General features: G+C 37.6%; 15 protein-coding genes and 1 pseudogene. 5 read left to right on the plus strand and 11 right to left on the minus strand.

Features of this window, described 5'->3' with window-relative positions; genetic code table 11:
• The first annotated feature begins 8 nt into the window (after nt 1-8).
• Entirely contained in the window at nt 9-2,090 is a 2,082-nt protein-coding gene (locus ACLLO5_RS06450) for a dynamin family protein (RefSeq protein ID WP_413174652.1), read from the plus strand.
• A gap of 277 nt (nt 2,091-2,367) precedes the next feature.
• Nucleotides 2,368-4,647 (plus strand): dynamin family protein, encoded by a 2,280-nt coding sequence (locus tag ACLLO5_RS06455; RefSeq protein ID WP_413174653.1) that lies wholly within the window; start codon nt 2,368-2,370, stop codon nt 4,645-4,647.
• Between the two features lie 142 nt (nt 4,648-4,789).
• On the opposite strand, the pseudogene ACLLO5_RS06460 reads toward ACLLO5_RS06455, so the two are convergent.
• Nucleotides 4,790-4,940: pseudogene (locus ACLLO5_RS06460) on the minus strand (Uma2 family endonuclease); the annotation flags it as partial.
• Between the two features lie 489 nt (nt 4,941-5,429).
• Here ACLLO5_RS06460 and ACLLO5_RS06465 point away from each other — a divergent pair.
• From ACLLO5_RS06465 to ACLLO5_RS06475, 3 genes are all read left to right on the plus strand, one after another.
• Nucleotides 5,430-7,784, plus strand: coding sequence for a filamentous hemagglutinin N-terminal domain-containing protein (locus tag ACLLO5_RS06465; protein WP_413174654.1), 2,355 nt, complete (start codon nt 5,430-5,432; stop codon nt 7,782-7,784).
• Between the two features lie 134 nt (nt 7,785-7,918).
• On the plus strand, nt 7,919-10,489 hold the full coding sequence (locus ACLLO5_RS06470; RefSeq protein WP_413174655.1) for a CHAT domain-containing protein: 2,571 nt from the start codon (nt 7,919-7,921) through the stop codon (nt 10,487-10,489).
• Nucleotides 10,490-10,630: 141 nt separating this feature from the next.
• Nucleotides 10,631-12,922 (plus strand): calcium-binding protein, encoded by a 2,292-nt coding sequence (locus tag ACLLO5_RS06475; RefSeq protein WP_413174656.1) that lies wholly within the window; start codon nt 10,631-10,633, stop codon nt 12,920-12,922.
• Nucleotides 12,923-13,056: 134 nt separating this feature from the next.
• Here ACLLO5_RS06475 and ACLLO5_RS06480 read toward each other — a convergent pair whose 3' ends face one another.
• The 10 genes from ACLLO5_RS06480 to hpsL form a co-directional block, all read right to left on the minus strand.
• Nucleotides 13,057-13,842 carry a DUF928 domain-containing protein gene (locus tag ACLLO5_RS06480; protein ID WP_413174657.1) on the minus strand — a complete coding sequence of 262 codons (786 nt, stop codon included), beginning with the start codon at nt 13,840-13,842 and terminating at the stop codon, nt 13,057-13,059.
• 131 nt (nt 13,843-13,973) lie between these two features.
• Entirely contained in the window at nt 13,974-16,316 is a 2,343-nt protein-coding gene (locus tag ACLLO5_RS06485) for a CHASE2 domain-containing protein (RefSeq protein WP_413174658.1), read from the minus strand.
• A gap of 195 nt (nt 16,317-16,511) precedes the next feature.
• On the minus strand, nt 16,512-17,657 hold the full coding sequence (locus tag ACLLO5_RS06490) for a DUF1822 family protein (protein ID WP_413174659.1): 1,146 nt from the start codon (nt 17,655-17,657) through the stop codon (nt 16,512-16,514).
• 2 nt (nt 17,658-17,659) lie between these two features.
• Complete coding sequence (locus ACLLO5_RS06495; protein WP_413174660.1) at nt 17,660-18,844, minus strand: sigma-70 family RNA polymerase sigma factor; 1,185 nt, start codon at nt 18,842-18,844, stop codon at nt 17,660-17,662.
• Nucleotides 18,845-19,281: 437 nt separating this feature from the next.
• On the minus strand, nt 19,282-19,920 hold the full coding sequence (locus ACLLO5_RS06500; protein ID WP_413174661.1) for a peroxiredoxin: 639 nt from the start codon (nt 19,918-19,920) through the stop codon (nt 19,282-19,284).
• A gap of 140 nt (nt 19,921-20,060) precedes the next feature.
• Nucleotides 20,061-21,227, minus strand: a complete 1,167-nt coding sequence (gene hpsP, locus ACLLO5_RS06505; RefSeq protein ID WP_413174662.1) for a hormogonium polysaccharide biosynthesis glycosyltransferase HpsP — start codon at nt 21,225-21,227, stop codon at nt 20,061-20,063.
• Between the two features lie 2 nt (nt 21,228-21,229).
• Nucleotides 21,230-22,405 carry a hormogonium polysaccharide biosynthesis glycosyltransferase HpsO gene (hpsO, locus tag ACLLO5_RS06510; RefSeq protein ID WP_413174663.1) on the minus strand — a complete coding sequence of 392 codons (1,176 nt, stop codon included), beginning with the start codon at nt 22,403-22,405 and terminating at the stop codon, nt 21,230-21,232.
• A gap of 136 nt (nt 22,406-22,541) precedes the next feature.
• Nucleotides 22,542-23,522 carry a hormogonium polysaccharide biosynthesis glycosyltransferase HpsN gene (gene hpsN, locus ACLLO5_RS06515; RefSeq protein WP_413174664.1) on the minus strand — a complete coding sequence of 327 codons (981 nt, stop codon included), beginning with the start codon at nt 23,520-23,522 and terminating at the stop codon, nt 22,542-22,544.
• A 43-nt stretch (nt 23,523-23,565) separates the two neighbouring features.
• Nucleotides 23,566-24,720, minus strand: a complete 1,155-nt coding sequence (locus tag ACLLO5_RS06520) for a glycosyltransferase family 4 protein (RefSeq protein WP_413174665.1) — start codon at nt 24,718-24,720, stop codon at nt 23,566-23,568.
• Nucleotides 24,721-24,813: 93 nt separating this feature from the next.
• Nucleotides 24,814-26,439 (minus strand): hormogonium polysaccharide biosynthesis protein HpsL, encoded by a 1,626-nt coding sequence (gene hpsL / locus ACLLO5_RS06525; protein WP_413174666.1) that lies wholly within the window; start codon nt 26,437-26,439, stop codon nt 24,814-24,816.
• Nucleotides 26,440-26,442 lie beyond the last annotated feature (3 nt).

Genomic DNA, 26,442 nt, shown 5'->3' on the forward strand with positions numbered 1-26,442 from the left:
TGGTGAATATGAATTATCAAGCTGGTACTGATAGATTTATCAATGATTTAGAGCGTGTTGTTCAAGTCCGGTCGGAAATTTCTGTTTGTTTAAGTAAGCTGGCTGACACGATTAATCAAGCGGAGTTAGATGGTGATAGTTCATCTGGTAAACTTAGTTTATCACGAGATATTGAAGATATTACTATAGCTAGTAAAAATTTGCGGCAAGGGGTATTTCGACTTTTGGTTTTGGGAGATATGAAGCGTGGTAAAAGTACGTTTCTTAATGCTTTAATCGGAGAAAATTTATTACCCAGTGATGTCAATCCCTGTACGGCGGTATTAACTGTTTTACGCTATGGGGCTGAGAAAAAAGTTACTATTCACTTTAATGATGGGAAAAGTCCTCAACAATTAGATTTCCAAAGCTTTAAATATAAATATACTATTGATCCAGCGGAAGCGAAGAAGTTAGAACAGGAGAAAAAACAAGCATTTCCTGATGTTGATTATGCTGTGGTTGAATATCCTTTAACTTTGTTAGAAAAGGGGATTGAAATTGTTGACAGTCCAGGGTTAAATGATACAGAAGCACGGAATGAGTTATCTTTAGGTTATGTGAATAACTGTCATGCTATTTTATTTGTGATGCGTGCTTCTCAACCTTGTACTTTAGGTGAGAGACGATATTTAGAGAATTATATCAAAGGTCGGGGTTTATCGGTTTTCTTCTTGGTTAATGCTTGGGATCAGGTGAAGGAATCTTTAATTGATCCTGATGATTTGGAAGAGTTACAAGCAGCAGAAACTAGACTCAGACAAGTATTTAAGGCGAATTTAGCGGAATATTGTTATCTGGATGGACAAGATATCTATGATGAGCGCGTTTTTGAGGTTTCATCAATTCAAGCACTCAGACGCAGGTTAAAGAATCCCCAAGCTGATTTAAGTAAAACCGGGTTTCCTGAGTTTATGGGGGCTTTGAACACCTTTTTGACTAGGGAAAGAGCGATCGCAGAATTACGTCAAGTGAGGACTTTAGCTAGACAAGCTGTAAACCATACCCGCGAAGCAATTGATAGACGTATTCCTTTGCTTGATAAAGATGTCAATGAATTGAAACAGCGCATTGATTCAGTTGAACCTGAATTTACCAAACTCAATCACATTCGTGATCAATTCCAAAAAGAAATTATCAATACTAGAGATACTAAAGCAAGAGCAATATCTGAATCTTTCCGTAGCTACGTTTTGAATTTAGGGAATACCTTTGAAACCGATTTCTTACGCTACCAACCAGAGTTAAATTTGTTTGATTTCTTGAGTAGTGGTAAACGGGATGCTTTTAATGAAGCATTACAAAAAGCATTTGAACAATATATTACTGATAAATTTTCAGCTTGGACTTTAACGGCAGAAAAAGACCTAAATGCAGCATTTAGAGAATTGTCTGTTTCTGCTGCACAATATGGTGCATCCTACAGTCAAGTTACAGACCAAATCACTGAAAAATTAACAGGTCAAAAAGTTAAAGTTAATGCCACAACTACCTCAGAAGAGGATAATTCACCTGGTTGGGCAAAATGGGCAATGGGATTATTATCTTTATCTAGAGGTAACTTAGCTGGTGTGGCTTTAGCTGGTGCTGGATTTGATTGGAAAAATATCCTTTTAAACTACTTTACTGTGATTGGTGTTGGGGGGATAATTACAGCCGTTACAGGTATTTTTCTCGGTCCCATTGGTTTTGCTTTGCTAGGTTTGGGTGTGGGAATTCTACAAGCAGATCAAGCGAGGAAGGAGTTAGTAAAAACTGCCAAAAAAGAGTTGGTTAAATATCTTCCTCAAGTAGCAAATGAACAATCTCAAGTTGTTTATGATGCTGTCAAAGAATGTTTTAATGCTTACGAAAAAGAAGTCAGTCAACGTATTAATGATGATATCAATTCTCGTAAATCGGAGTTAGATAATCTTCTCAAACAGAAAACAACACACGAAATTAATCGTGAAGCTGAGTTCAAGCGGTTTAAAACTTTGCAGGAAGGTATTATTGAACAGCTACAAAAAATAGAATCTGCATATAGCAACTTATTAGCTTACTATAGCTAATTGTCTCGTTCCCAGTCTCTGACTGGGAATGTTATACAGAGGCTCTGACTCTAATATAATCTAAGAGGGTGTTGGATTTTTTTATAGATCCCCCTAAATCCCCCTTAAAAAGGGGGACTTTGATTGATTTATCCCCAGATCCAGGGGAGATTTGAGATTGTTTGATACACCATGATGAATTTTTCAAATGTCCTGTAAAGAAGCCAGAGTTTTTTAGAATTCATTACCATATAGAGTATGGGAACGAGAGAAATATTAATTATAAAATCAGAAAAATATGTACCCAAAATATCAAAATTATAGTCAATTAATAGATGCTATTAAATCTGCTTGTAAATTAATAGATTTGAATACAGAATCAACTCTATATAAAGATATAACTGCTGTTTGTAATCATTTAAATAATCCTAATTTTCAGATTGCGGTATTTGGTCCTTTCAATCATGGTAAATCAACTTTGTTAAATGCGATGTTGGGAAATCGTACTTTACCCATTGATTTAATACCAACTACTGGTGCTGCAATTACTGTTAAATATGGTTCAACTCTCCGCACACGCATTATGTTGCGAGATGGGACAGAAATCTATCGCAGTGGCACAGAGGTGTTACAACAGTTTGCGGTTTTAGATGGAAATAGACAGATGAGAAAAGATGTTGCATCTGTTGAGGTTTTCTGTCCTGATTCCTTTCTAGAAAGGGGTGTAGAATTTGTAGATTTACCAGGAACCAATGACAGAGAAGCACAGGATGATTTAGTGCGCGATCGCTTACTAGAAACAGATTTAGTTATACAATTATTAGATGCTCGTAAATTGATGACTTTAGGTGAACGGGAAAATTTACGCGATTGGTTATTAGAACGGGGGATTAAAACCGTTATTTTTGTTGCTAATTTCTTAAATTTACTCGAACCAGAAGAACAAAAACAAGTTTATAATCGTTTGTTGTTTGTTGCTGAAAGTTTCCGGTCTGACTTACCTCCAGGTTTTAGTAACTTGTATAGAGTTGATGCTTTACCCGCTTTACGTGCTAGATTAAAAGGTGATGTAGCAGCAGCAAATAGTAGCGGTTTAGCCGCTTTTGAAACAGCTTTACAGAATATAGTTGAAATTTTACAACGAAATAGCGGTGGTGTCCGTTTACCGAGAATACAAGCAATCACTTCTCAAATTCAACCTTTATTAGTAGATAAAATTTATCAAATTAGCAAGGAAATTAAAACTTTTGATGATAAAGAAGCTGCCAAAATAGAAATTAAACAAAAAGCTAAAAATCTCATTGTTCAAGGTTTTAAAGTTAGCATATATGAATTTCAAGATTGGTTATCTTTACCTAAACTATTGGCTAAATATCAAGGAGATATTGCAGTTGCACTAGCAGAAAATAATTTACATTCTTGGCAAACAGGTACTTTAAAAAAAGACTTGACAGAATTACAACTATCAATAATGAAATGGTTGTATCAAGCTTATGATTTTTTCAAAGAAGAACGACCAGAAGATTTAAAAATTCCCTTTCCTAATACACCTCAGTTAAACTTACCCCCAAAACCAACTAATATTAATGATTTGACTGAACCAGGTTCAATTGCTGTGGGTGGTGGTATCGGTTGGTTATTAGGAGGGCCAGTTGGTGCGGCTGTGGTGGGTAGTATTTCTTATTTATTAAATAAAAATATTCAAAAAACTGAAGAACAATCAGCTAAAGATTCTTACCATCAACAGGTAGCACAAATTTGTATAGTCGCGGCTGAAAAATATTTATCTGATTTCAGTATTCAAGGTTTATCTATTTTGAATGAATATGAACAAAAAGCTGTGAAAGTAATTAACTTTCAAGTTGGTCAAGAACCAAGAGAAATTATTCAAAAACGTGAAAACATTCAACAATTACAAAATGGGTTTAATCAATTATTAACTGAGTTGGAAAAAGTTGATATCAAAACTAAATATCAACCCTATAAAGAAATTCCTAAATCTGCAAATCCTCAGACATCATTTCCAGGAAATAGCACCAAAAATACATATACAGGAAAAAAAGTAGAACCACCACGTCAACAGGTTTCTACACCTCCACCACCTCCGCGTCAGGAAGCTACTAAAAAAGTAGAACCACCACGTCAAAAAGTCTCTACACCTCCACCACAACCAAATACTAATCAACCAAAAGTGGAATTACCACGTCAAAATGTTTCTACACCTCCACCAAAACCCGCAGAATTAGATGCAAAATTTCGCGCTTGGGAACTGGATGAAGAAATAGCACAAATGAAAGCTAATATGAATTATGCTGGTAAACAGCAACAAACAAATGCAAGTCAACAAACACAAAAGCCGCCAAAAAGACAAGCTGATAAAGATCAGATTATTCGTGCTTATAAAATTTTAGGATTACAACCTACTGCTTCCTTTGCTGAAGTGAAACAAGCATATAAAACTTTGGTAAAAAAATGGCATCCTGATTTATTTGTAAATCAACCACAAATGCAAAAACAGGTACAGGAAAAGATCCGGCTAGTTAATGAAGCTTATAATATTTTAGATGATAATAATTGATTTAGGACTTACGCAAGTGTCACACCAAACATCTATTTTATGGTGCGTCAGATATCAAATATCTGTTTATTTGCAGGATTTATGAAGTCTGACGCACCCTACTAATATGCCAGTTGCGTCAGTCCTGTGATTGTTAAATCGTCATCTTCTCTTGTAATGGTTGTAGGTTATCAGAAGGCGATCGCAATTCAATGACAAAATCAGGATAAATAAGTATTTTATCTGTATAATTTTAGACAGGAAGCATCAGGAGAACGTTCTGCACCGGTGGAAAGTTTAAATCCTGTGCTGGAACATTGGTGACAAGTTAAGAAAAAGGGAAATTGGCAATCCAACTACTGTTTTATAGATAAATCTCTATCTAAAAGAGTATTGACATATTACTTTCATTCACTTATTCTTCTGGCAAAGACGATATTGTTGTTGGCAAAAACCTGTTGTAATACTATTTTAAAGACCGCAAATAGTGAACCAATCTGGTATATTTATAATTAACAATACTAAAAACCTAATTAGGGTATATTTATTTTGTCAAAATTTAGATAACTCCTCTGGGATTAAGGATTTTTGCGTTCATTTTTGGGTTTGATTTAAAGATAAATAAATACTGCTTTAGCTTTTCCTGTAAGGTATACAAAACTGTAAAAAAGTGTTTAGAGTAGTGAGTGATGAAATGAAATTTAAAATATGTGATTATAAAGAATAAATTTTTAGTAATATTTTTTGTGAGCAAAATTTTGGTTAGGTGGTCAAACGAGTTTTTGTTTTTTGGGTTAGCACTCTTGACACTAAGTCCCATTATTGTGGGAGAAACTGTTGTTCTTGCTGAAATTAAACCTGATACTAAATTGGGCAATGAACCATCTTTAATAAAACAAAATGTTGATATTAAAGGAGCAACAGGTGATCTGATTAATGGGGGTGCAGTGCGGGGAGCATACCTCTTTCACAGCTTTCGTGAATTTAGCATTGGTGATGGGCAACGAGTCTACTTCTCCAACCCCACAGGAGTAGAAAATATCCTCACAAGAGTCACCGGGAACAGCCGTTCTGATATTTTGGGGACGCTAGGAGTTTTGGGTAATGCCAATCTATTTTTTATTAACCCCAACGGCATAGTATTTGGACAAAATGCCAAATTAGATATTGGAGGTTCGTTTGTCGCAAGTACAGCAGATAGTTTTGTGTTTAGTGATGGTTTAGTATTCAGTGCCAAAAATCCCCAACCAGTACCGCTACTAACCATTAACGTTCCCTTGGGACTACAATTTGGGGCTGCACCAGGAACAATTAGCGATCGCTCTATCACCACCGATACCAGCGGGAAAATAGTTGGTTTACAAGTACCTCAAGCCCAAACCTTAGCACTCGTAGGCGGGGATATTACACTTGAGGGAGGATACATCACAGCCGAAAATGGACGCATTGAATTGGGTAGTGTTGCTAGTAACAGTTTTGTAAGTATTAACCCAAATGCTTATGGATGGGCTTTAGATTACTCAGGTGTAAGCAATTTCCGTGATATTAACTTATCTCAAGGTGCGCGAGCTAGTATTGCCGGAAATGGAGGTAATGCCATCCAAGTGCAAGCAAGAAACTTGTTTTTAAGCACCGGCGCTCAACTGGATGCCAATACCACAGGGTCAGCACCAGGAGGAAATATAACAGTTAATGCCTCTGAGTCCGTTGAACTGACTGGCAGATCAGCAGATAGGCAGTTTCCCAGTGGTTTAATAGCTAGAACTGGCGGTACAGGCAATGCAGGAGATATTTATATCAATACCCAGCGATTAAAAGTGGGCGACACAGCAAATATTTCCACTGCCACTTTTAATGCTGGGAATGCAGGTGATATCACAGTTAATGCTTCTGAATCTGTGGAAGTGTCTGGAAGCAACGATACTACAGTTAGTTCGTTAGGTGCTGGTACTCAACCCAACTCAACAGGCAATGCAGGTAACGTCAACATTACCACAGGAAAGTTAATTATCCGTGATGGTGGTCAAGTAAGTTCTAGCACCTTTGGCACAGGAAATGGGGGAAATCTGACTGTTATCGCTGCTGATTCAGTAGAAGTAAGTGGTGTCAATCCCAGTGATCTATTTAGCAGCGTTTTAGCAACTCAAAGTGACCAGACAGCCACAGGATTAGGTGGTAATTTAACAATTCAAACCCAAAGTTTAGTGATTAAAGATGGAGCATTTGTTTCCGCCTCTAATCGTGGACAAGGACCAGGAGGTAAATTAGAAATAATTGCCACAAAATCTGTTGCCGTTACAGGTGTCTCATTCTTAGTTGACTACCCCACTTATTTACAAGTTGATGGACTAGGAAAAGGAGGAGCAGGTGATTTAATCATTACAACCCCTTTCCTTTTAGTTGATGATCGAGCCAGAATTAGTGCTTCCACCATATCAGGACAGGGTGGTAACATTTTCATTAACGCCGACACAGTGCTTTTGAATCACAGTGGTGTCATTGAAAGTGACGCAGACCCTAGCGCCAAAGCTTTTCCAAAACCAGATATTACTATTGACAGTACAGCAAACGGAGGCAACACGACTATCAACGCAGATAACTTAGTCCTGGCTAACAATAGCTCAATTACTGCCTATGCAGTCAAAGGTCAAGGAGGGAACATCAATATTCGTGTGCAAGGATTTTTTGTTTCTCCAGAGAGTGTCATCTCTGCTAGTTCCCAACTTGGTATTGATGGAGTTATAGAAATTAACAAACCTGATACTGACCCCAGTAACGGATTAATAGCATTACCCAATAATTTAGTAGACGCTTCCAAATTAATTACCCAAAGCTGTCGAGGTAATGGAGAAACAACAGCCAGTCAACAAAGTGAATTTATAATTACTGGACGGGGTGGTTTACCATCTAATCCCAGTGAACTTTTAAGCAGTGATGCAGTTTGGCAAGATTTACAACCCCATGCTTTGCTGAATGAAAAACTAAATAACTCTCAAAAAGAAGAGAAAAAGCTTTCTCAATCACCTACTGCAATTGTAGAAGCTCAAGGCTGGGTAATTAGTCCCGATGGTAGTATCACACTGGTAGCTCAAGCACCCACTACTACCTCTCATAATTCCTCACTTACACCTGTTAGTTGTCCAATTGCCCAAGACTAAATATCGTGAAGCGTTGCTGAATCAGAGTATCAAAATCAAAAATTCTATCTCTCAAACTCTTACTCTCTGCGTCTATGCGTGAGGCTAATTCATATTTTAAATTAGTAACACCACTCAAACATTATAATTTCTCAATGGTAAAAAAACAGCAGCATTTTTGGCGTAAAGTTATAGCTTTTCTGCTTTGTATACTAACAGGAATAAGCCTAACATTGATACTTGAATTCAAAACAGTTATAGCCTCAAATATTCACATTCTACAAACACAGGAAAACTCAAATTTAATTCAACAAGGTAGAGAACTGTATCAAACAGAAAGATATGCTGAAGCTGTAAATATTTGGCAACAGGCACTTAAAGCAGAAAAGACGCAAAATGATTTATCATCTCAAGCAATGGTGCTAAATTATCTTGCTTTAGCTTATCAAAAATTGGGACAGTGGCAACAAGCAAAAAAAGCAATTACTTCTAGTCTTGAGCTACTAGGAAATTTCAAACAGACAACCACACAAACAAAACTAATTCTAGCTCAAACTCTCAACAATCAAGGAAGTTTAGAATTAGCACAAGGTCAAGCAGAAAAAGCTTTAAATACTTGGCAACAAGCAACTATTATTTATACTGAAACTGGCTACATACAGGGAAAAATTGGTAGTTTAATAAATCAAGCACAAGCCCAACAAGCTTTAGGACTTTACCTCCAAGCTCGTAAAACCCTTACAGATGTAGAAAAAGCACTAGAAAATCAGTCAGACCCACAATTAAAAAGTATAGGGTTACGTAGTTTAGGTAATGTTCTCAGATTAGTAGGGGCTTTTGAAGATTCTCGGAAAATATTACAACAAAGTTTACAATTATTGCAGAATTCAGATAATTTAACCACACCAGAAATAAACGCAACTTTACTCAGTTTGGGTAACACAGTTTATGCCCAAGGAGATAAAGAATCTGCATTAAAATATTATGAACAGGCTGCTACAAACTCACCTATAAACATTACACAAATTCAAGCACAAATTAATCAAATATATATATTAATAAATGCTGACAAATTAGTAGATGCAGAAAATATCTGGTTACAGTTACAGCTAAATTTAGCTAAATTATCTCCTAGTCGTTCCACAATTTACGCTCATATTAATCTAGCGAAAAGTTTGGTAAAATTGGGAAATCAAAAAACCGAATCTGCCAAATTATTAGTAACGGCATTGCAACAAGCTAAAAGTTTAAATGACCAAAAAGCCCAATCTTATGCTTTAGGTTATTTAGGTGGACTATATGAAAAAACTCAGCAATGGTCAAATGCTCAAGAATTAACTGAACAAGCTTTACAAATAGCCCAAGCTATTAATGCACCAGATATTGCCTATCAATGGCAGTGGCAATTAGGAAGGATTTTAAAAGCTCAAGGGGCAATCAAATCAGCGACAGACGCTTATCAAGTCGCCTTTACTACGTTAAAATCTCTGCGGAGTGATTTAGTTGCAGTTAACACTGATATTCAATTTTCTTTTCGGGAAACGGTAGAACCTGTATATCGTGAATATGTAGAACTTCTTTTAAATCCAGGCACAAGTAAAGAACCTAGTCAAGAGCAGCTAAAACAAGCCCGTCAAGTTATTGAATCATTACAATTAGCAGAACTTGATAACTTTTTTCGTTCCGCTTGTCTAGAAGGACAGATAGTACCAATTGAGCAGATTCAACAATCACAGGCAGCAGTAATTTATCCAATTATTCTCAAAGACAAACTAGAAGTAATTCTGAGTTTACCACAGCAAGGATTACGTCACTACACTGCTCAAGTTTCTCAAATTGAACTTGAAGAAATTGTAGAAAAACTCAGATTTAATTTAGAAAAACCTTATACAACTCCCGAAGGAAAATTATTATCTGCCAAGGTCTATGATTGGTTGATTCGCCCTGTACAAACAGAACTTGCTCAAAGTCAGGTAAAAACATTAGTTTTTATTTTGGATGGTTCTCTGCGAAATATCCCAATGGCTGCACTGTATGATGGCAAACAATATTTATTAGAAAAATACAGTGTGGCACTTACGCCCGGTTTAGAATTATTGGGTCCTCGTCCTTTACAGCAAACTAAGCTGAAAACTTTAGTAGCTGGACTGACAGAAGCCAGACATGGATTTAGTTCTTTACCTAATGTCAATGAAGAATTAAAAGCAGTTGAATCAGAAGTACCTAGTGAAGTTCTTTTGAATCAGACATTTACAAGTGCAGCATTACGCAAACAAATTGACTCTCTCCCCTTTTCTGTGGTGCATTTAGCAACTCATGGTCAATTTAGTTCCAATGCTGATGAAACCTTTGTCTTGGCTTGGGATAAACCAGTCAAAGTTAATGAATTAAAATATTTGCTTCGCAGTCGAGAAAAAACTAGACCTGAACCCATTGAATTACTGGTTTTGAGTGCTTGCGAAACTGCCGAAGGAGACAAACGAGCGGCTTTAGGACTGGCTGGGATAGCAATTCAAGCTGGCGCACGCAGTACCTTAGCTTCTTTATGGAGTCTAGATGATGAATCTGGCGCTCGTCTCATTGGTCAATTTTATAAAGAACTCGCAACTAAGCAAGTGACAAAAGCAGAAGCACTGCGACTGGCGCAACTTTCACTATTAAAAGACCCTGATTATCGCCATCCTGTGCATTGGGCATCTTATGTATTGCTGGGAAATTGGCTGTAATAGGTTGTCTAAAAAAATTTTTTAGATTTGTTCCTTTAACTTTGCATAAACCTCAAAAGTGAACCGTGTAACTCAGCAAGGAGTTGAAAAGCTAACGCCTCCATTACACAAAAACTTTGAAAAAATAAAGGACAAACTAAAATGCCTACATACACTGGTGACAATAACAATAATGTCTTTACTGCTCCTAATGACGGTTTAGCTTGGGTGATTTCTGGAAACGGAGGTAATGACTCTCTAACTGGTGGAGTTAAAAACGACAAAATAGATGGTGGTGCTGATAACGATACCCTTAATGGCGGTGCTGGTAACGACATCCTCACTGGTGGCACTGGTTATGACTACCTCAATGGTGGAGATGGTGATGATATCTTGATTGATACTCAAGGTAGTGTCGACGGTGGTGCTGGTACTGACACTCTCAGAGCGGACTATAGCCTGTTCGATAATGGTGCTGGTATTCATGTCGGATATTTGGGATACAACACTATCTTTAGTCGCCTCGGTGCTAGTGGTTTACTCAATTACAGCAATATTGAGAAGTTTGAAATCACAGGTACAAAATATGATGATGTTTTGCAAGGTGGCGCTAGTAATGACACCCTAAAAGGTGGTGCAGGTAATGATGAAATCAGTAGTGGCACTGGCAATGATACCCTAGATGGTGGCACTGGTAACGATACCCTCAACGGCGGTGCTGGCAACGACTCTATCACTGGTGGAATTGGCAACGACTCAATTGACGGTGGTGCTGGTAATGACAGTATCTCTGGTGGTGATGGTGATGACTACCTACGTGGTGGTGATGGTAATGATTACCTTGATGGGGGCTTTGGCTTCGATACTATTGATGGTGGTACGGGAGTTGATACAACTTCTTATGCTTTCTTTGCCGGACCAATTGATGCCAATTTAGAAACTGGGATCGTACAATTTCCCGGTAACGGGACTTTGACAGATACCTTAATTAGCATTGAGAATTTAACTGGCACAGCGGGCAACGATAGCATCTTTGGCAGTAGCGTGAATAATGCTCTTGACGGTGGTGCTGGTAACGACTCCATCACTGGTGGTTTTGGTGATGACTACCTGCGTGGTGGAGATGGTAATGATTACCTTGATGGGGGCTTTGGCTTCGATACTATTGATGGTGGAGATGGTAATGATAATTTAACTGATATTCAGGGAATTATTGATGGTGGTGCTGGTTCTGACACTTTAAAAGCTGACTATAGCCTATTTAATAATGGTGTTGGTATTGAAGTGGGATATAACGGAGAAAGTGCTATTTATAGTAAGTACAACAGCAGTCCTAGTGATAGTAATTCTGGTAACGATTACTTATACTCTTCTTCTGTTTTGCTGAGATATAGCAATATTGAGAAGTTTGAAATTACGGGTACACAATATAACGATATCTTGCGGGGTGGGGATTATAATGACAACCTGAATGGTGGTGCTGGTGATGATGAAATCTTTGGTGGGGCTGGTTTTGATACCTTAAATGGTGGTGATGGTAATGACATTTTAATTGATATAGATGGAACTGTTGATGGTGGTGCTGGTATTGATACTCTGATTGCTAATTACAGTCAGTTGGATAATGGTGTTGGTATTAATCTTAACTTTTGGCATCGGACTGAAATTTACAGCAACTCAAGCACAATTCCTCTACTTGATTACACCAGTATTGAACAATTTAATGTTGCTGGTACACAGTATGCAGACTTGCTGATTGGTGGCGATCGCAATGATACCCTCTATGGTGGTGCTGGTAATGATGGTATTGGCGGTGGATGGGGTTATGATTACCTCTTCGGTGGAGATGGTGACGATATTTTAGGTGACATAGATGGAACTGTCGATGGTGGTGCTGGTAACGACACTCTCATAGCAGACTACAAACAGTTTAATAATGGTGTTGGCATTGAAGTGGGCTACAACGGAGAAAACGCCATCTACAGCAATGACAATTCCATACCTCTTGGTAGTTCTTTAGGCTATAACGCTTCTCTCTTGCTTGCATACAGTGATATTGAGCAGTGTAATATCATTGGTACACAATATGCAGATAAACTGCGGGGTGGTGCTGGTAACGACACTCTCAATGGTAGTGGTGGAAATGATGTCCTGACTGGTGGTGCTGGTAATGATGTCCTCATAGGTGGACTTGGCAATGATATTCTTACAGGTGGAATTGGGGCTGATGAATTTCTCTTCAACTCGGTTTCCGAAGGAATTGATGTCATTAAAGATTTTAACTGGCAGCAGGGAGATCAGATAAAAATTATTGGTTCTAGTTTTGGTGCAACTTCAACCAGCCAGTTTAACTTCAACTTTAGTACAGGTGCTTTATCCTGTAACGGACAGCAGTTTGCAGTTCTAGAAAATGCAGATAGTTTTATGCCTTCTCTTGACATTATTATTGTCTAGAAATTCCAGGACTTCGATGTTAATTACCAATTTTGCCCAGTCTAGGACTGGGTTTTTTTGTTAATAACGAGACTCGTTACAGATGCAGCAACTTAGACATTTCCAGGCTTTTACCAGTATCACTTACTATATGTCTATTCTTTGAGTTTACAGCATGAGATAATAGAGGTGGAAACAGCGTTATCTAAATTAACTTGTTTGAGTAAATCATTCCAAGCAGATTTAATTTCTGTATCTATTGGTTGATTATTTAACAGTTGCTCACCCAATGTTGTTAAGGCATCTTGCCAAATACCATTTTCTGCAAAAATTACAGCTTTTTCTAAAGGGGTTTTAGCTGTTTCTAGTTGTTTTTGCAGTGTGGAATTAATGGCTGTTTGTGTCATTGAACCTCGAACATAAACGGAAGCAGAAGGTTTATCTGGATCACAAGCAATGGAAAAAGTCCAATGATAAGATTTACCTGTTTCTAAGGGTACTGTTGGTTTTACAGCTAGGCTAATGATGCCGGCTGGTGTTTCTGGGGAATTAAATTTTGTTTGATAGACATAATTATCTGCTTCGTCTTGAATTACAAACTCTATAGGAACTTTGGGGGTTAATTTTTCAGGTACAAAAAACCAAAATGTTGGGGTTTGAGATGCTGAGTTTCCCCAAACTATATTTTTATTTTCGGTTTTAGTTACAGGTACTAATGCTGTCAGGGTTTCATATTGCTTACATAGTCCACGACTGCCCCCACCTCTACGTCGTCCTTTTGGTTCTCCTGGCTGTTCTTGTACTACTGGTGCAATATACTTGATTTTGGTAGTTGATGTTAAAGTCTGAACCTGATTTTGCCCATTTGCTGGCAAATTTAAAATGCTCAAATTTATTGCAGAGATGAGGGTGAGAGTATGAAACCAAAGTAGTTTTTTCATGGGAATAATTAATTTTTAAATTACAAAATAATGTTGATAATTTGTTATACAAATTACTAATTCATAATTCGTGATTTTTAATAGGGAATATGTCAATTCCAAATTCAAAAATGCCTGGTTTTGGTCGCCTATTACCTGTCACTTGCTATTTTTGTTCTGATACAGGTAATTTGAATGCTGGAAACTAGCAAGGAAATGATAGGTGGTACTAAGGGTATCCAACCGCCCTGAATGAGTATGATGAGGCAGAGTCCAAATAGTGTGACTATTGCGATCGCTAAGACTATAATTAAATAAGTGCTTTTTCTAAAAAACCAAGCTAGTAATCCTCCTGTCAAAGACCAATACCAAATCCAGCCGATTTCCCACCATTGCGTCCATGTCCATAACAAGGGTCGGTTGTCTAAAGCAGCACTGATAATCTGGCTAACCATCTGTGCTTGAATGAATATGCCTGGTACAACTTCTAAAGGGCTTTTACTATAGGGTGTAGACCAATAATCACTACTGCTATTACTGGTGACACCGATAAGAATAATTCGGTTTTTGAGGGCATTGGGGTTGATTTGTCCATTTAATACTTGGCTCATGGTAACTTGTGGTGCGATTGCTGGCACAGAGGGCGAAAAACGATAGTTCAGCAAGATTTGACTGCCTTGGGCATCTATCGACTGATAACTACCACTTCGTTTGTGCAAACGTCCGAAGGTTTTATTCCCTAGTTGTAAATCCCAATTTGGTGTAAATTTGGCGGTAATTCCTCGTGATTGCAGATATAAGAATGCTAACCGAGTGCTGAAGGCGTAGGTGGGAGTACAAGTAGAGGAGATGGGATTTGGGGTCATGGCCATCAAATGACGGCGCAGTATGCTGTCGTTGTCTTGGACAAAATCGCTAAAACCTAACCTTGCTTCTGGGATTTCCGGTGGAGGTGAAATGCCTGTGGGGTCATATTCTGGATCAGCACGTTTACAAATAGCAATCAAGCGATCGCTTTTTTGCATCCGTTTGGCTAGTTCTGGTTGGTTTGCACTCACTGGAAAATCCCGGTATATATCTAAACCTATGGCCGCTGGCTGATATTGTTCTAGTTTTGTGAGTAATAAGTTCAAATATTTATCTGAAAGTGAACCTTGTCTAGGTTCTTGTCCCTGTGCTTGAATGTCTTGGTCTGTGACAGTTACAACCAATAGTCGGGGGTCTGATTGTTCTTTAGGGCGCGATCGCATTAATTGGTCAAATGCTGCCAATTCTAGGGCTTGCAGTCCCCCTATTAGTCGTATTAATACGATAGATAAAGCAACTATTGAACTACCAATAAAAACAATCGGTAACTGGCGTAAATTGGGAGGTGAAAACTTTAGACCCAATTGCTGGCCACACAAATCCTGCCAAGTTGGGGATATTTCCGATGGATTTTGGCAAATAACAGGCAACCAAGTAGCGCAGGGAAAATCATTTTCTAGAGACTGTAACCTCTCCCTAGCTTCCCTAACTGCTGTATACAAGGTTTGTCCTTGTGAAAAAGCGGCGAGAAAATGCTTTAAAAATTCCTGTGCAACCCGGTCTGGGACAGGTTCCCGCATGACAATTACTTGCGGTAAATGCAAATCAGCTAAATCTTCTGCGATTCCCAAACCATCACAAGAGTTAAAAATTGCTAACTGCAAACCTTGTGCGATCGCTTTTTGTAACCCATACTTTAATTGATCAATAGTCAAAGTTTCATCAGAATTTAGTACCATTCTCCCTTTACCTTGACTGGAACTATGCCCCGCAAAAAAGAGAATATCCCAACCAGATCCCCATAGTTGTTCTGTAAGTTGGGAACGGTTGGGTTCAACTAAAAACTTAAGTTCAGCATTAGGTAATTGTTGAAGTAAATTTTGGTCTTTTTCGATATCAATGTGGTGGCTATCTCCCAAAATAGCTAAAATTCTCACCTTACCATTAGTCTTTCTGGGATTGGTTTTAATTGCACGGGCATATTCAGGAGGACTGAGGGCTATTTCTGCTAATGGGTAATCATTAAAAAAATGCCATAAACACCAAGGCAATTTTAAAACCTGATCACATTCAGCCGTAATAACACAGCGAATTTCATCTGTAGGTAAAAGTTGGGTACGTAGTTTGCGGTCAATATTTAGAAATGCTAAACTATTCAGCCATATATTCAGACATTTTTGTAATTCTTGGCAAACATTTTCAAACTCAGTTTGAGAAATATGGGTAACGTCTTCTTCATCAATTTCAAATTCAGAAATGTTATGACTACGCCATCCTAAACTGGCATACAATGCTGTATACAATTTTTGCCAACGTTGATAAAGATGCTCTAATTGTGGTGCAGCAGGTAATCCACCTGTAAATTGCATGGGATTAGGAGTATCTGTTTGCCAAAGTTGAGCTATGACCGTGGGAAACCCTTGGTATAAGTTTCCTTTTCCTAAATTTAGGACGATCAATTTACTCATGGTTGGTGATTTGTAATTTGTAATTGGTGATTGGTAATTTTCTAGTTCCCAGTCTCAGACTGGGAATAATATCACAGAGGCTCTGCCTCAACTATACATTAAAGGCAGAGCCTTCTATAATTCATTCCTATACAGAGTATAGGAACGAGATAAATCTTGTTCATCCTTCAATCCTGAAAATCCTGATTCTGACAACTAACATTCAAATTCTTCTACAAAACTGAAATCATCAAGAATAACTTGAATACTAAATCTTGTATTTACTGGACATCGAAACCTTTTCAGTTGCATAGAGTTATCTGCTTCCCTTGCTGCTACTGATTGTACAACTTCGCCTGATGCAGAAATCAACGCTAGTCTAACATTAGTTGGTAAATAAGAATTGCGATCGCTCGGATATAATTGAGCGCGAATTCCTACTCTGTTATCTGTTTCTGCTGTCAAGTCCAACATCAGTACAACTGCTTGACTACTATCTTGAGTAGGTAAATCAATTAGCTTTACCCGTCGAATTGATTCTTCAACAACATCATTAGTTTGACGAAAGCTAAAGGCTAAATTTGGTTCTGCACCAAATAACGTTTCTATTGTTTGCCAGCTATTTGTAACTACATTCTCAAACCACTGACGCAAATTAACAATTGTTGAATTCTGTGTTGGTTGTAAAAAGTCTTCCCTTTCTAATAATGCTCCCCAAATTTCAAAGGGCAATTCTAAGCGGGGATTAGTAATTGTGGGATTTGCTAATCTCTGCTTGAGGTTTTCTGCTTGGGTCGTTGATAAAATCGGTAATGCAGAAATTACTGTTTGTGTTTGTTCTTCAGGATATAATTGACGCACGACCCACAGTACATTCAAATCCTCAATCATCTGGTTGGCTTCCAGAGAGTAAGTCCTCTCTTGAGGATCGTAGCTACCTTGATTTTTTAATTGTTCATGGGTAGTATAACCCCAAATTCGCAGCCATTCACCATCAGGATTAACTTGTACTGCTAGATAATAATCTCCAGCTAACTTAGGAATATCTATCCATTCTTGGGGAACATGAAATTCTCTAGTTTCTAAATTTTTATCTGGAATCAGAATCAGGCGCTTTGTATCCAGATTTATCGCCGTACCGCTGACTACTTCCCAAATTTGGGGAAGGGTTTCTACAGTAGCTTCTGGTGCATATTCTGTTTGCAACCAGGGTAGAAAGGTACTGAGGCATACTTGATTAAGAAAGGCATTCCAACGACCGAGAGGACTCACAAAAGACTGGCTTTGTTGCCAAGATTGGTTTTGTACCTCTAAAGACACCTCTAAGCACAGTTGAGTCGGGGGGACACAGAACAGAGACATAACTATTTCTCCTTTGAGGAGTGAGATTCTAGATTACTGAAATAATTCTGTAACCACTCCTCCAACACAGAACTAATATATTTCACCACGTTGGAAGTTGGAGAAATATGCATTTTCTCCTGACTCCATTTGGTAATGGCCAGCAGTAGGGATTCTCTGGCTTTAGCTAATTGGCGTGAAACTTGATATTGTTGGATTTGTTGCTGTTGGGCAATTTGTTGTTGGGTGAGTCCTTGTTGATAATATAGCTGTAATAACTGCTGTGATTGTGGAGTCAGTTTTGCTAGGGCAGTGATTAACAGGTTGTGTATTTCTATTTGTTGATTTTTTTGCGTTTCCGCTTCTTCCTGGTCAATTAAACTAGCTAGTAAAGATTCATGAGTATTATCTGGTAAATCATCTTGCAATTCCCCTTCTGTTTGTCCTAGCTTGGGTAAGTTGAGGGAAGAAACCACTGGATAAAGATAAGAACGCACCTGTTTAGCACAAAAAACCAGCCATTTTTCTAGAGTTTCCGCATTGCATTCTATTCCAGGATTTTTCAGGGTTAGACGTTCACGGTTGTAGAGTTGAGTTATGGTATCCCAAGTATCCTGGTCAGGTTTTTGTAACTTGCGGACACCTGGTGATTTGCTCAAAATATAACCATCTGTAAAACTTTTCCAAGCCAACAGATAATGAGTAATAATCTCATCTGTCACTCCGGCATTTTGTAAAGCTTCTTGGAGTCGCTTGCGGCTTAATTTCAGCAGTAATGCCCAATCATTGGCATAATCTATTTCTTGTTGCTGACGCAAGGCATCGCGGATAATATTACCAAAGGCGACATTACTGTAACTTTTGAGACTAGCTTTTTGGTTGGGGTCACAACCTTTGAGGATTTTGGGTACTTGAGCGATCGCTATTTGAAAACAATCTGATAAACTACTCTGTAAGCTGGTAAATTGGGGAATTGTTCTTTTTACAGCCCAATAACAGGTTTCTTGTAAGTAAGCAGACAGATGACTAAGTGCTAAGGAATTTGGCTGAATTTGCCAAGCCTTATGCCAGTAAGTAGCCCAAAAATTTTCTGAATTTTGCGTTTGTGGTATCTGTAATAAAAGATTCTGGATGTTGCGGCGTAATTTTGCATCATATACCCAACCGTTAAAGCGTTCAGCCTCAAATTGCAAAAAAGTCGTAAACATTTCCAGTATACTTTGCCGAGCGCGCATGAATTAATAGGTTGCCAAGTAGAGTTTAGATGTTGAAATCAAGTATCTTTATCATTTTATTATGGCTCATTAAAAAGGTAAGGCAACAGATCTAATTAAGTATTTTGCAGATCAATGAAGTACAGAATCTAAATTAAAACCTGTACAGCAAGAGGGTTTTACTCCTGACTCCTGCTATATATAAAAATGGTGGGTTAGCGATAGCATAACCCACCCTACAAAATGAATATTAATGTTACCGAAAAAATGGGTTTGAGATTCTCCGTCCGGAGACGGCTTTCTGATACAATAGTGCAAACAGGCAGGGCATTGTCTGTTAGGGGAGATAGTGTAAAACCGTATGAAACTGCAACTGTTGTTTGAGAGAAAGAATCTCCGCCCTAACAGTGCGGAGAGTATGTCAATGAAAATTATTTGTTAGGTTGGGGAGTCATCCGCAAATAAGGTTTAATTACTTGATAACCTTTGGGGAATTTCTCTTTCAGAACTTCGGGATCTTTCAAGGATGGAACAATTACACAGTCGTCACCATCTTTCCAGTCTGCTGGTGTAGCAACGCTGTAGTTATCTGTTAATTGCAAAGAGTCAATTACTCGCAATAGTTCATCAAAATTGCGTCCGGTGCTGGGGGGGTAGGTGAAAGAAAGACGCAGTTTTTTGTTGGGGTCGATGACAAATACAGAACGCACTGTGATGTTAGCAGCTGCGTTGGGGTGAATCATGTCATAAAGGTCAGAAACCTTTTTGTCAGCATCTGCCAAAATTGGGTAATTGAGGGTGGTGCTTTGAGTTTCTTCAATATCTCCCACCCAGCCATTATGAGAGTCTACATCATCAACGCTGAGTGCGATCGCTTTGACGTTGCGTTTGTCAAATTCTGGTTTTAACTTTGCAACGGTGCCTAATTCTGTGGTGCAAACAGGTGTAAAGTCAGCAGGGTGAGAAAACAGCACTACCCAGCTGTCACCCGCCCATTCGTAAAAGTTTATGTCGCCGTGTGTAGAGGCTTGAGTAAAGTTGGGTACTGTATCACCAAGACGGAGAGCCATGCTAGATTCCCTGTAATTAGATAAGATAATTATTTTACTGTGCCATCATGACACAAAACAACTATTATCCCATCGAGATTGCGCTGTTTGCAACAAAATTTTAAATTTTTTAACTATTGGTGACATTAAAATATAGTATTTCAACCCACAATTTCTCGGTAAGCTTGAATTACTTGTTGTGCGATCGCATCCCAACTAAAATGTTGTAAGGCGTATTTTTGGGCATTTAATCCCCGACGTTGACATTCTTGGAGATTTGACAACGCTGTTGTTAATAACCTCACTATTGATTCTACATCCGTTGTCCCCACCCAACCAGACTCACTATCTAACACCTGTTGATAAATATGCACTTGATCAGAAATAACCACAGGTGTTCCTGCTACCATTGCTTCTGCAACAGCAATACCAAAATTTTCATAGTATGAAGGTAAAACAAATAAATCAGCAGTTTGCAATAAACTGATTTTTGCTTCACCAGTCACAAATCCAGTTATAGTAGTATGTGATTTTAACTGGGAATTTTCAATCTCAGACTTAATTTTTTGCTCATATATTGGATCTTGGGGATTTGTACCCGCTAAAACAAAATGAAAATCCAAACCCTGTATTAATAATTTTTCTAATGCTGGAATTAATAATTCCAAACCCTTTTTTGGATCAATACGCGACATAAATAAAATTACAGGTTTATCATTATCAATACCAAACTTATTTCTAATATTTTCAGTAGTATTTTTTGGAGGAATAACACCCAAAGGAATGACCAAATCTGTTGTAATGACTCCAAATCTTGATGAGATTTTCGCCTCTTGTTCACTAGTAAAATGAATTGCCGATGCACCTGCTAAATTCCGACGTTCTAAAAGTGCGACATAAATCTGCTTTAATTGTTTTTTCTTCCTTAAATCAGCCGGATCAAGTGTTCCCAAAGGACGTAAAATATAAGGTAAATTTTGCTGACGACAGACAATAGCCGCAGCACTACTAATAGGAGAAAATAAAGCATGAATATGGGCTATATCAAAAGATTTAGCGTTATCTTTTAACCATATTAATAAATCTAGGGAAAATTTATATCTACGAAATGGCGCACAACGAAAATAAATTATTTCATAACCATCTTGTTTGATGGCACTATTTAAAGGAACATCCAGAGGTTTTTGACCATTATCACCATTACTATCAGTCGTCAAAATAGTAACTTCTACACCCGCTTTTGCTAATGCTGGTGCTAGTCCTAATACCATTTGACTAGGACCACCATAAATTAGAGAAATAGAGGGGACAATTTGTAATATTTTCATTATTAATTGTTGTTTATTAATTGTTGATAAAATTCTAATTGTTGTTTAGCTACAGCTTTGTTAGTATAATTTACCATTGCTTTTCGATAACCCCTTTCTCCCAAATCATGGACTAAATCTGGATTTTCTATTAACTGTGATAAACAATTAGATAAATCCCGATCATCACCTTCAGAGAAAATTAAACCATCATCACCAATAACATGAGGAATTTCTCCAGAATCAGAACCAATAACAGGCACTTTACAAGCCATTGCTTCAATTAAAACATGACCAAATTGTTCTTTCCAACCTAAAGCAGTGAGGGTTTTAAATTTATACGTAGTTTCAGAAGGAAGAACTAAAGTATTCATTAAATTAATGTAGCTGGCAACTTCATGATGAGGGACACTTTCTACTATGATTACCCTATCTTGAATGTTATTTTCAACAGCTATTTTGAGTAATTCATCATGCAAATCACCTCTACCTAATAGTAGCAACTTCCAAGATTTATCTTGTATATTTATCAAAGCTTGTAACAGAGTTAATAATCCTTTTTCTGGTACAAATCTACCGACAAATCCCACGACAAAATCGTTGCTAGAAATACCTAATTTAGCAGCTAATTCTGGTTGTGGATGAGGAGTAAAGAGTGTTTCATCTACACCCAATTGGGGTAAAACTTTAATAGTACCTTGATATCCTCGTTGGCGTAAAATTGCTGCCCCATCTTGATTACCAGAGATAATGCCATGACTACAATTGAGATTAAATTTTTCTAATAAAGCAATTGGTAATTTTAAATGGTAGGGTAAATTCCACCAAGTAAAAAATACATTTTTAGCTTTTAATCCTAATAACTGATTTAAGATAATCATTTGTGTATAAGCCAAACCCCTAGAACCTTGTTCTACATGAATAATTTGGGGACGAAATTTTTGTAATAATCCAATTAAATCTGCACCAAAGGTGAGCAGTCCTTGGTGATTTTGGCTAAAATTAGATATTGGTACTATTTTAAATGCACCTTCATCACGATATTCAGTTTCAACAATTCTATTTTGTACACCTCCAGGTTTCCATTTTTTGGGAACTACAACTGTAACTTCAATTCCTGGTTCTAGTTTGGCTAAAGCCCGTAATTTTTCACAGTTCAGGTCTACAATATAGGTATGACTAGCAACTAAAATTCTCATGGTAGGATTTGAGGATAAATTTACAAATTTTTTTTGTCCAACTTGAAATATAAAAATATAGATAAACACAGACGTAATCATTATTTTTATTATTTAATTTCTCTGTGTTCATCTGCGTCCATCTGCGGTCAAAACCTTAAACTTGTTGATCTAAACGACTGTAAATTTGTCCATCATTCCATGCTGATTGAATCATAGTACCCACAGCTTTGAGAAAACCTAAAAAATAGAAAATACCGCGAGTGGCAACTTTAATGGGAGAACCACTTTTATAACAAGGGGGATGTCCGAGAACGTGACAATCAAATAAACGTCCGTAAAGTCGTAAAGCTTGGGTAAAAGTCAGGTTTTTGAGACCCAGTAAAAAATGATTGTGATAAAAAGTAAGTTGATATTGGAGCGATCGCATACTAATATCATGACAACCGCCAGTTTCCTCCCCTAAATGCACCAAATAAGCTTCCGGGTCATACCAAATTTTATACCCAGTTTGCCGAAACCGTAAACAAAAATCGGATTCTTCCCGTACTGCACTACCCCGAAACCTTTCATCAAACTTAATTCCGTACTTAGTAAAAACTTCCCGACGGAAAGACATATTGCAACCTCTAGCAGTTAAAACTTGCTGAGGTTTGGTAGTATGCACTAAATCAATATGATACCAAGCAATACCAGGATCCATTGCTTCCGGGGGTAAATATTCAATTTCTAATTCTCCCCCAGAGTCCCCCAATTTCATTCTGTCAAATACCCTACCTGCAACCGCCCCTATTTCCGGGTTTTCCACATAATTCTTGGCATGGGCAGCTAAAAAACCCGGTGTTAACTGTACATCATCATCAATAAATAAAATAATCTCACCTGATGACCTGCGTACAGCATAGTTTCGCGCCCCAGGTAAACTCGCCCAATCCAGGCTAAACAATTTAATTTTACCAGATGCTGCCATATCTGCCAGGAAAGCTTGAGTTTCTGGTTCGTGGGTTTGGGTTTGATCCACTACCAAAACTTCAAAATAGGGATAATCTTGTTTTAAGACATCTAGAATACTATCCCGTAGCAATTTTTCTCTTCGGTATGTAGGGATAACTACGGAAATTAACGGGTAATTATTCATAAAGTTTGTTGATTTACTTGTATTAATTTATTGGATTTCAATGTTAGTTGGCTGCTGCTGTATAGAGAAGATCAAATAATTCATTTTGTTTTTCTGCGTTATTGACATTTTGGGCTTGGGCTAAAGCCCCGGCACTTAAATATTCATAATGTTCTCGTTTATCTGACCTATCCAAAAATTTGATAATTTGGTCTAAAGCTGCCTCTGCTAAATACTCGTAAGTACCATTTAAAATTTCCCAATATTCCTCTGTTTGCAATTTTTCCCCATGTAGCCAATTCTTCCATTCTCTAGATTCATTTAGGGGTAATTCTAACAAGAATCCATTTTCTCCTGGAGTAATTAATTCTGGTAATGCACATATATTAGTGGTAATTGCTGGTGTGGCTACAGAAAATCCTTCAACAATGCTAAATCCATAACTATCTTGTAAAGTCGGCATGAATTGAAAATGACTTTTTGATAGTAAATCAATCACTTGTTGATTAGGAAGACTTTTGTAGTAATTAACATTATCTAAATCCAATAATTTTAAATCTTCTGCATACTTTTTTATATCAGGAAAATCGGTAGGTTTACCTGCACCAATACCCAGACCTGATATAATATTTATTTTGATATTTAAATTTAATGCTTTGGCTTTTTTAGCAACCCTTAAAGCCACAATTCCGCCTTTTCTAGCCAGATGATGACCTATAAAAATTAATTGGAGAGGTTGTTTTTCGTCGTAAATTTTAGCATGGTTAACCCTGATAGGGAAATTGGGATGAATCACGGTTAACTTTTGCTGGATTTTTTCTGCTATGTCCCAATTTTTTATCTTTTGAGTGATGCGGAATTTAGCAAAATTTGACATGGCAATGATTTTTTTGCAGTTGTCTAATGCTAACCGATTGTTTAAAATAGGGTAGACAGTAGATTCTAATTGATTTTTGGGATTGCTATATAAAGATAGATGGTCTTCAACTGTAAGAAACCAAGGTTTATTGGTATAGATAATTCTATTAAAAGAGTGAATTACTTCGTAGCTATTCCATATTGGTTGCCAAGGGATAAAGCTAGATAAAGGTTTCCATAGTTTTTCTATTGGATATCTGCCTGTAGGAAAATTTTTGGTTTTAATGAAAGTATGTCGAGAGTTTCTGGGCAAATTGGGAGTGCTGATATGTTGTGTACCTGTGATAATTACTTTGACCATTTTCATTTCCTCTAATTTTATCAAGAGTTAAATTTAGATTTTTTAATTTGTGTTCTTGCTGATAATTTATCTTCAAATATTTTTGTATTCAGATTATTTTTTATGCAGACGTTTTTTCTGACCTTTGGTGTTGATGGTTGTTTCTTCTAGCATTTCTTGTTTATCCAGTATTGGTAAATTGAATATTATTCCTGCACACAACCAATAATAAACAGCGACTGGATCGACATCTAGGGGGTAGTAGTAAGTATTGTAACTGATAAATAGTATGAACACCCACATACTAGCACCATAAGTTCGTAAATTACGGTTTTTTATTGTGCGATATGTCTTAAAAGTAGCAACGGTTAAACTGGTGACAAAGGCTAAAAAAGCCAAAACTCCGACAATTCCAACTTCATACAGCACTTTAGGATAGTAGGTTTCTACCAACTTAGTTGAACCAAATACACGGGCAGAGTTCGTAGCTCGACCTAAGCCACTACCTATAGGAGTATCAACACTTTTCCAGTTTTCTTGAAATTGTTCAACTATAAATTTATGCGGTGGTGATGCATTCCATCGACTAATAAAACTGTCCATTCTGTCTTGTACGATAGTGGGATTAGCTGCCATGGCAATTACCAAAATTACAGCGAAAGCTCCTCCCAAGGGGATAAATTTTTTGAGGTTGACCAATTGACCAGTTAACAACAACAAAAGTGCAAAACATACTGGTACTAAAGCTAAGGCTATTCTTTGTCCAGAGATAACTGCGTTAAAAAAGACTAACGCTAAAGTAACCAAACTGATCAGCCGCCAAATAATAGATTTGTCGCTAAAAGTTGTGGCAAATGTAAAAAAGGTGCTGGAAATTAGGAACCATGCCCACTGCCAAGGGGCTACAAATGTGCCTGGTAAGCGAATTACCCCTTGTTCTGGTGTGTATAATAGCGCCCCACCAACTAAACACCGAGCATCTAGTGTAGCCTTAAATAAAGCTTCTCCTTCAACGCCTATCGTTCCTTTACATATTCCTTTAGTGAGCATTATATATTGGATAACTCCCAAGATGCAGCAGACCAGTATGAGGAGAATTTGAAGACGGGATAACAACCAAAAATGCTGCTGATTACGAATTAGGTAATAGACGCAAGTAATTAAGGGAAAATAACCTAGAAATACTTTTAATCCCAGAATTCCTATACCTATAGGTATGTCACCACCAGATGGATTTAACTGCTGTCCACCATTGATCATCACTAGGGTGAGCATACAGCAGCTAAAGAGAATCAAAAATGGGGTTTTGATGGATTGAGGAATAATAAACGGTTGTTTTTGCTTTTTGCAAGTTTGCCACAGAGCGATCGCAGCTGGAACATAAAAAGCATCTTTAGCTAGTTGGAGTATGGGACTGTTACCCAATATGTAAATAATAGTACCCGCGAATGGTACATATATGACAAAGGCAAATAGAGCCGGTTGCGGGTATTTGTAACAAAGGGTAATGACTATGATACCTAATGCACCAGGAACTGCTAATTTAATTCCACCGACGAAAAACAGCAGCATTCCTAAAAATATTCCGCTTCCTACCAATTTGCTCACCAAGCTGGTAAACTCTTTCCGTGCTAGAGTAGCTTTGCGCTTTTGGGCTAACTCTTCTTTCAAGCTCAGGCGGGTTTTCTCTGGTGAAGATTGCTTTTTTCCACGCAGAGATTTCTGCTTTGTTTTTGCCATGAC

This window comes from Anabaena azotica SJ-1 (genome assembly GCF_047275885.1).
Taxonomy (GTDB): domain Bacteria; phylum Cyanobacteriota; class Cyanobacteriia; order Cyanobacteriales; family Nostocaceae; genus Trichormus_B; species Trichormus_B azotica_A.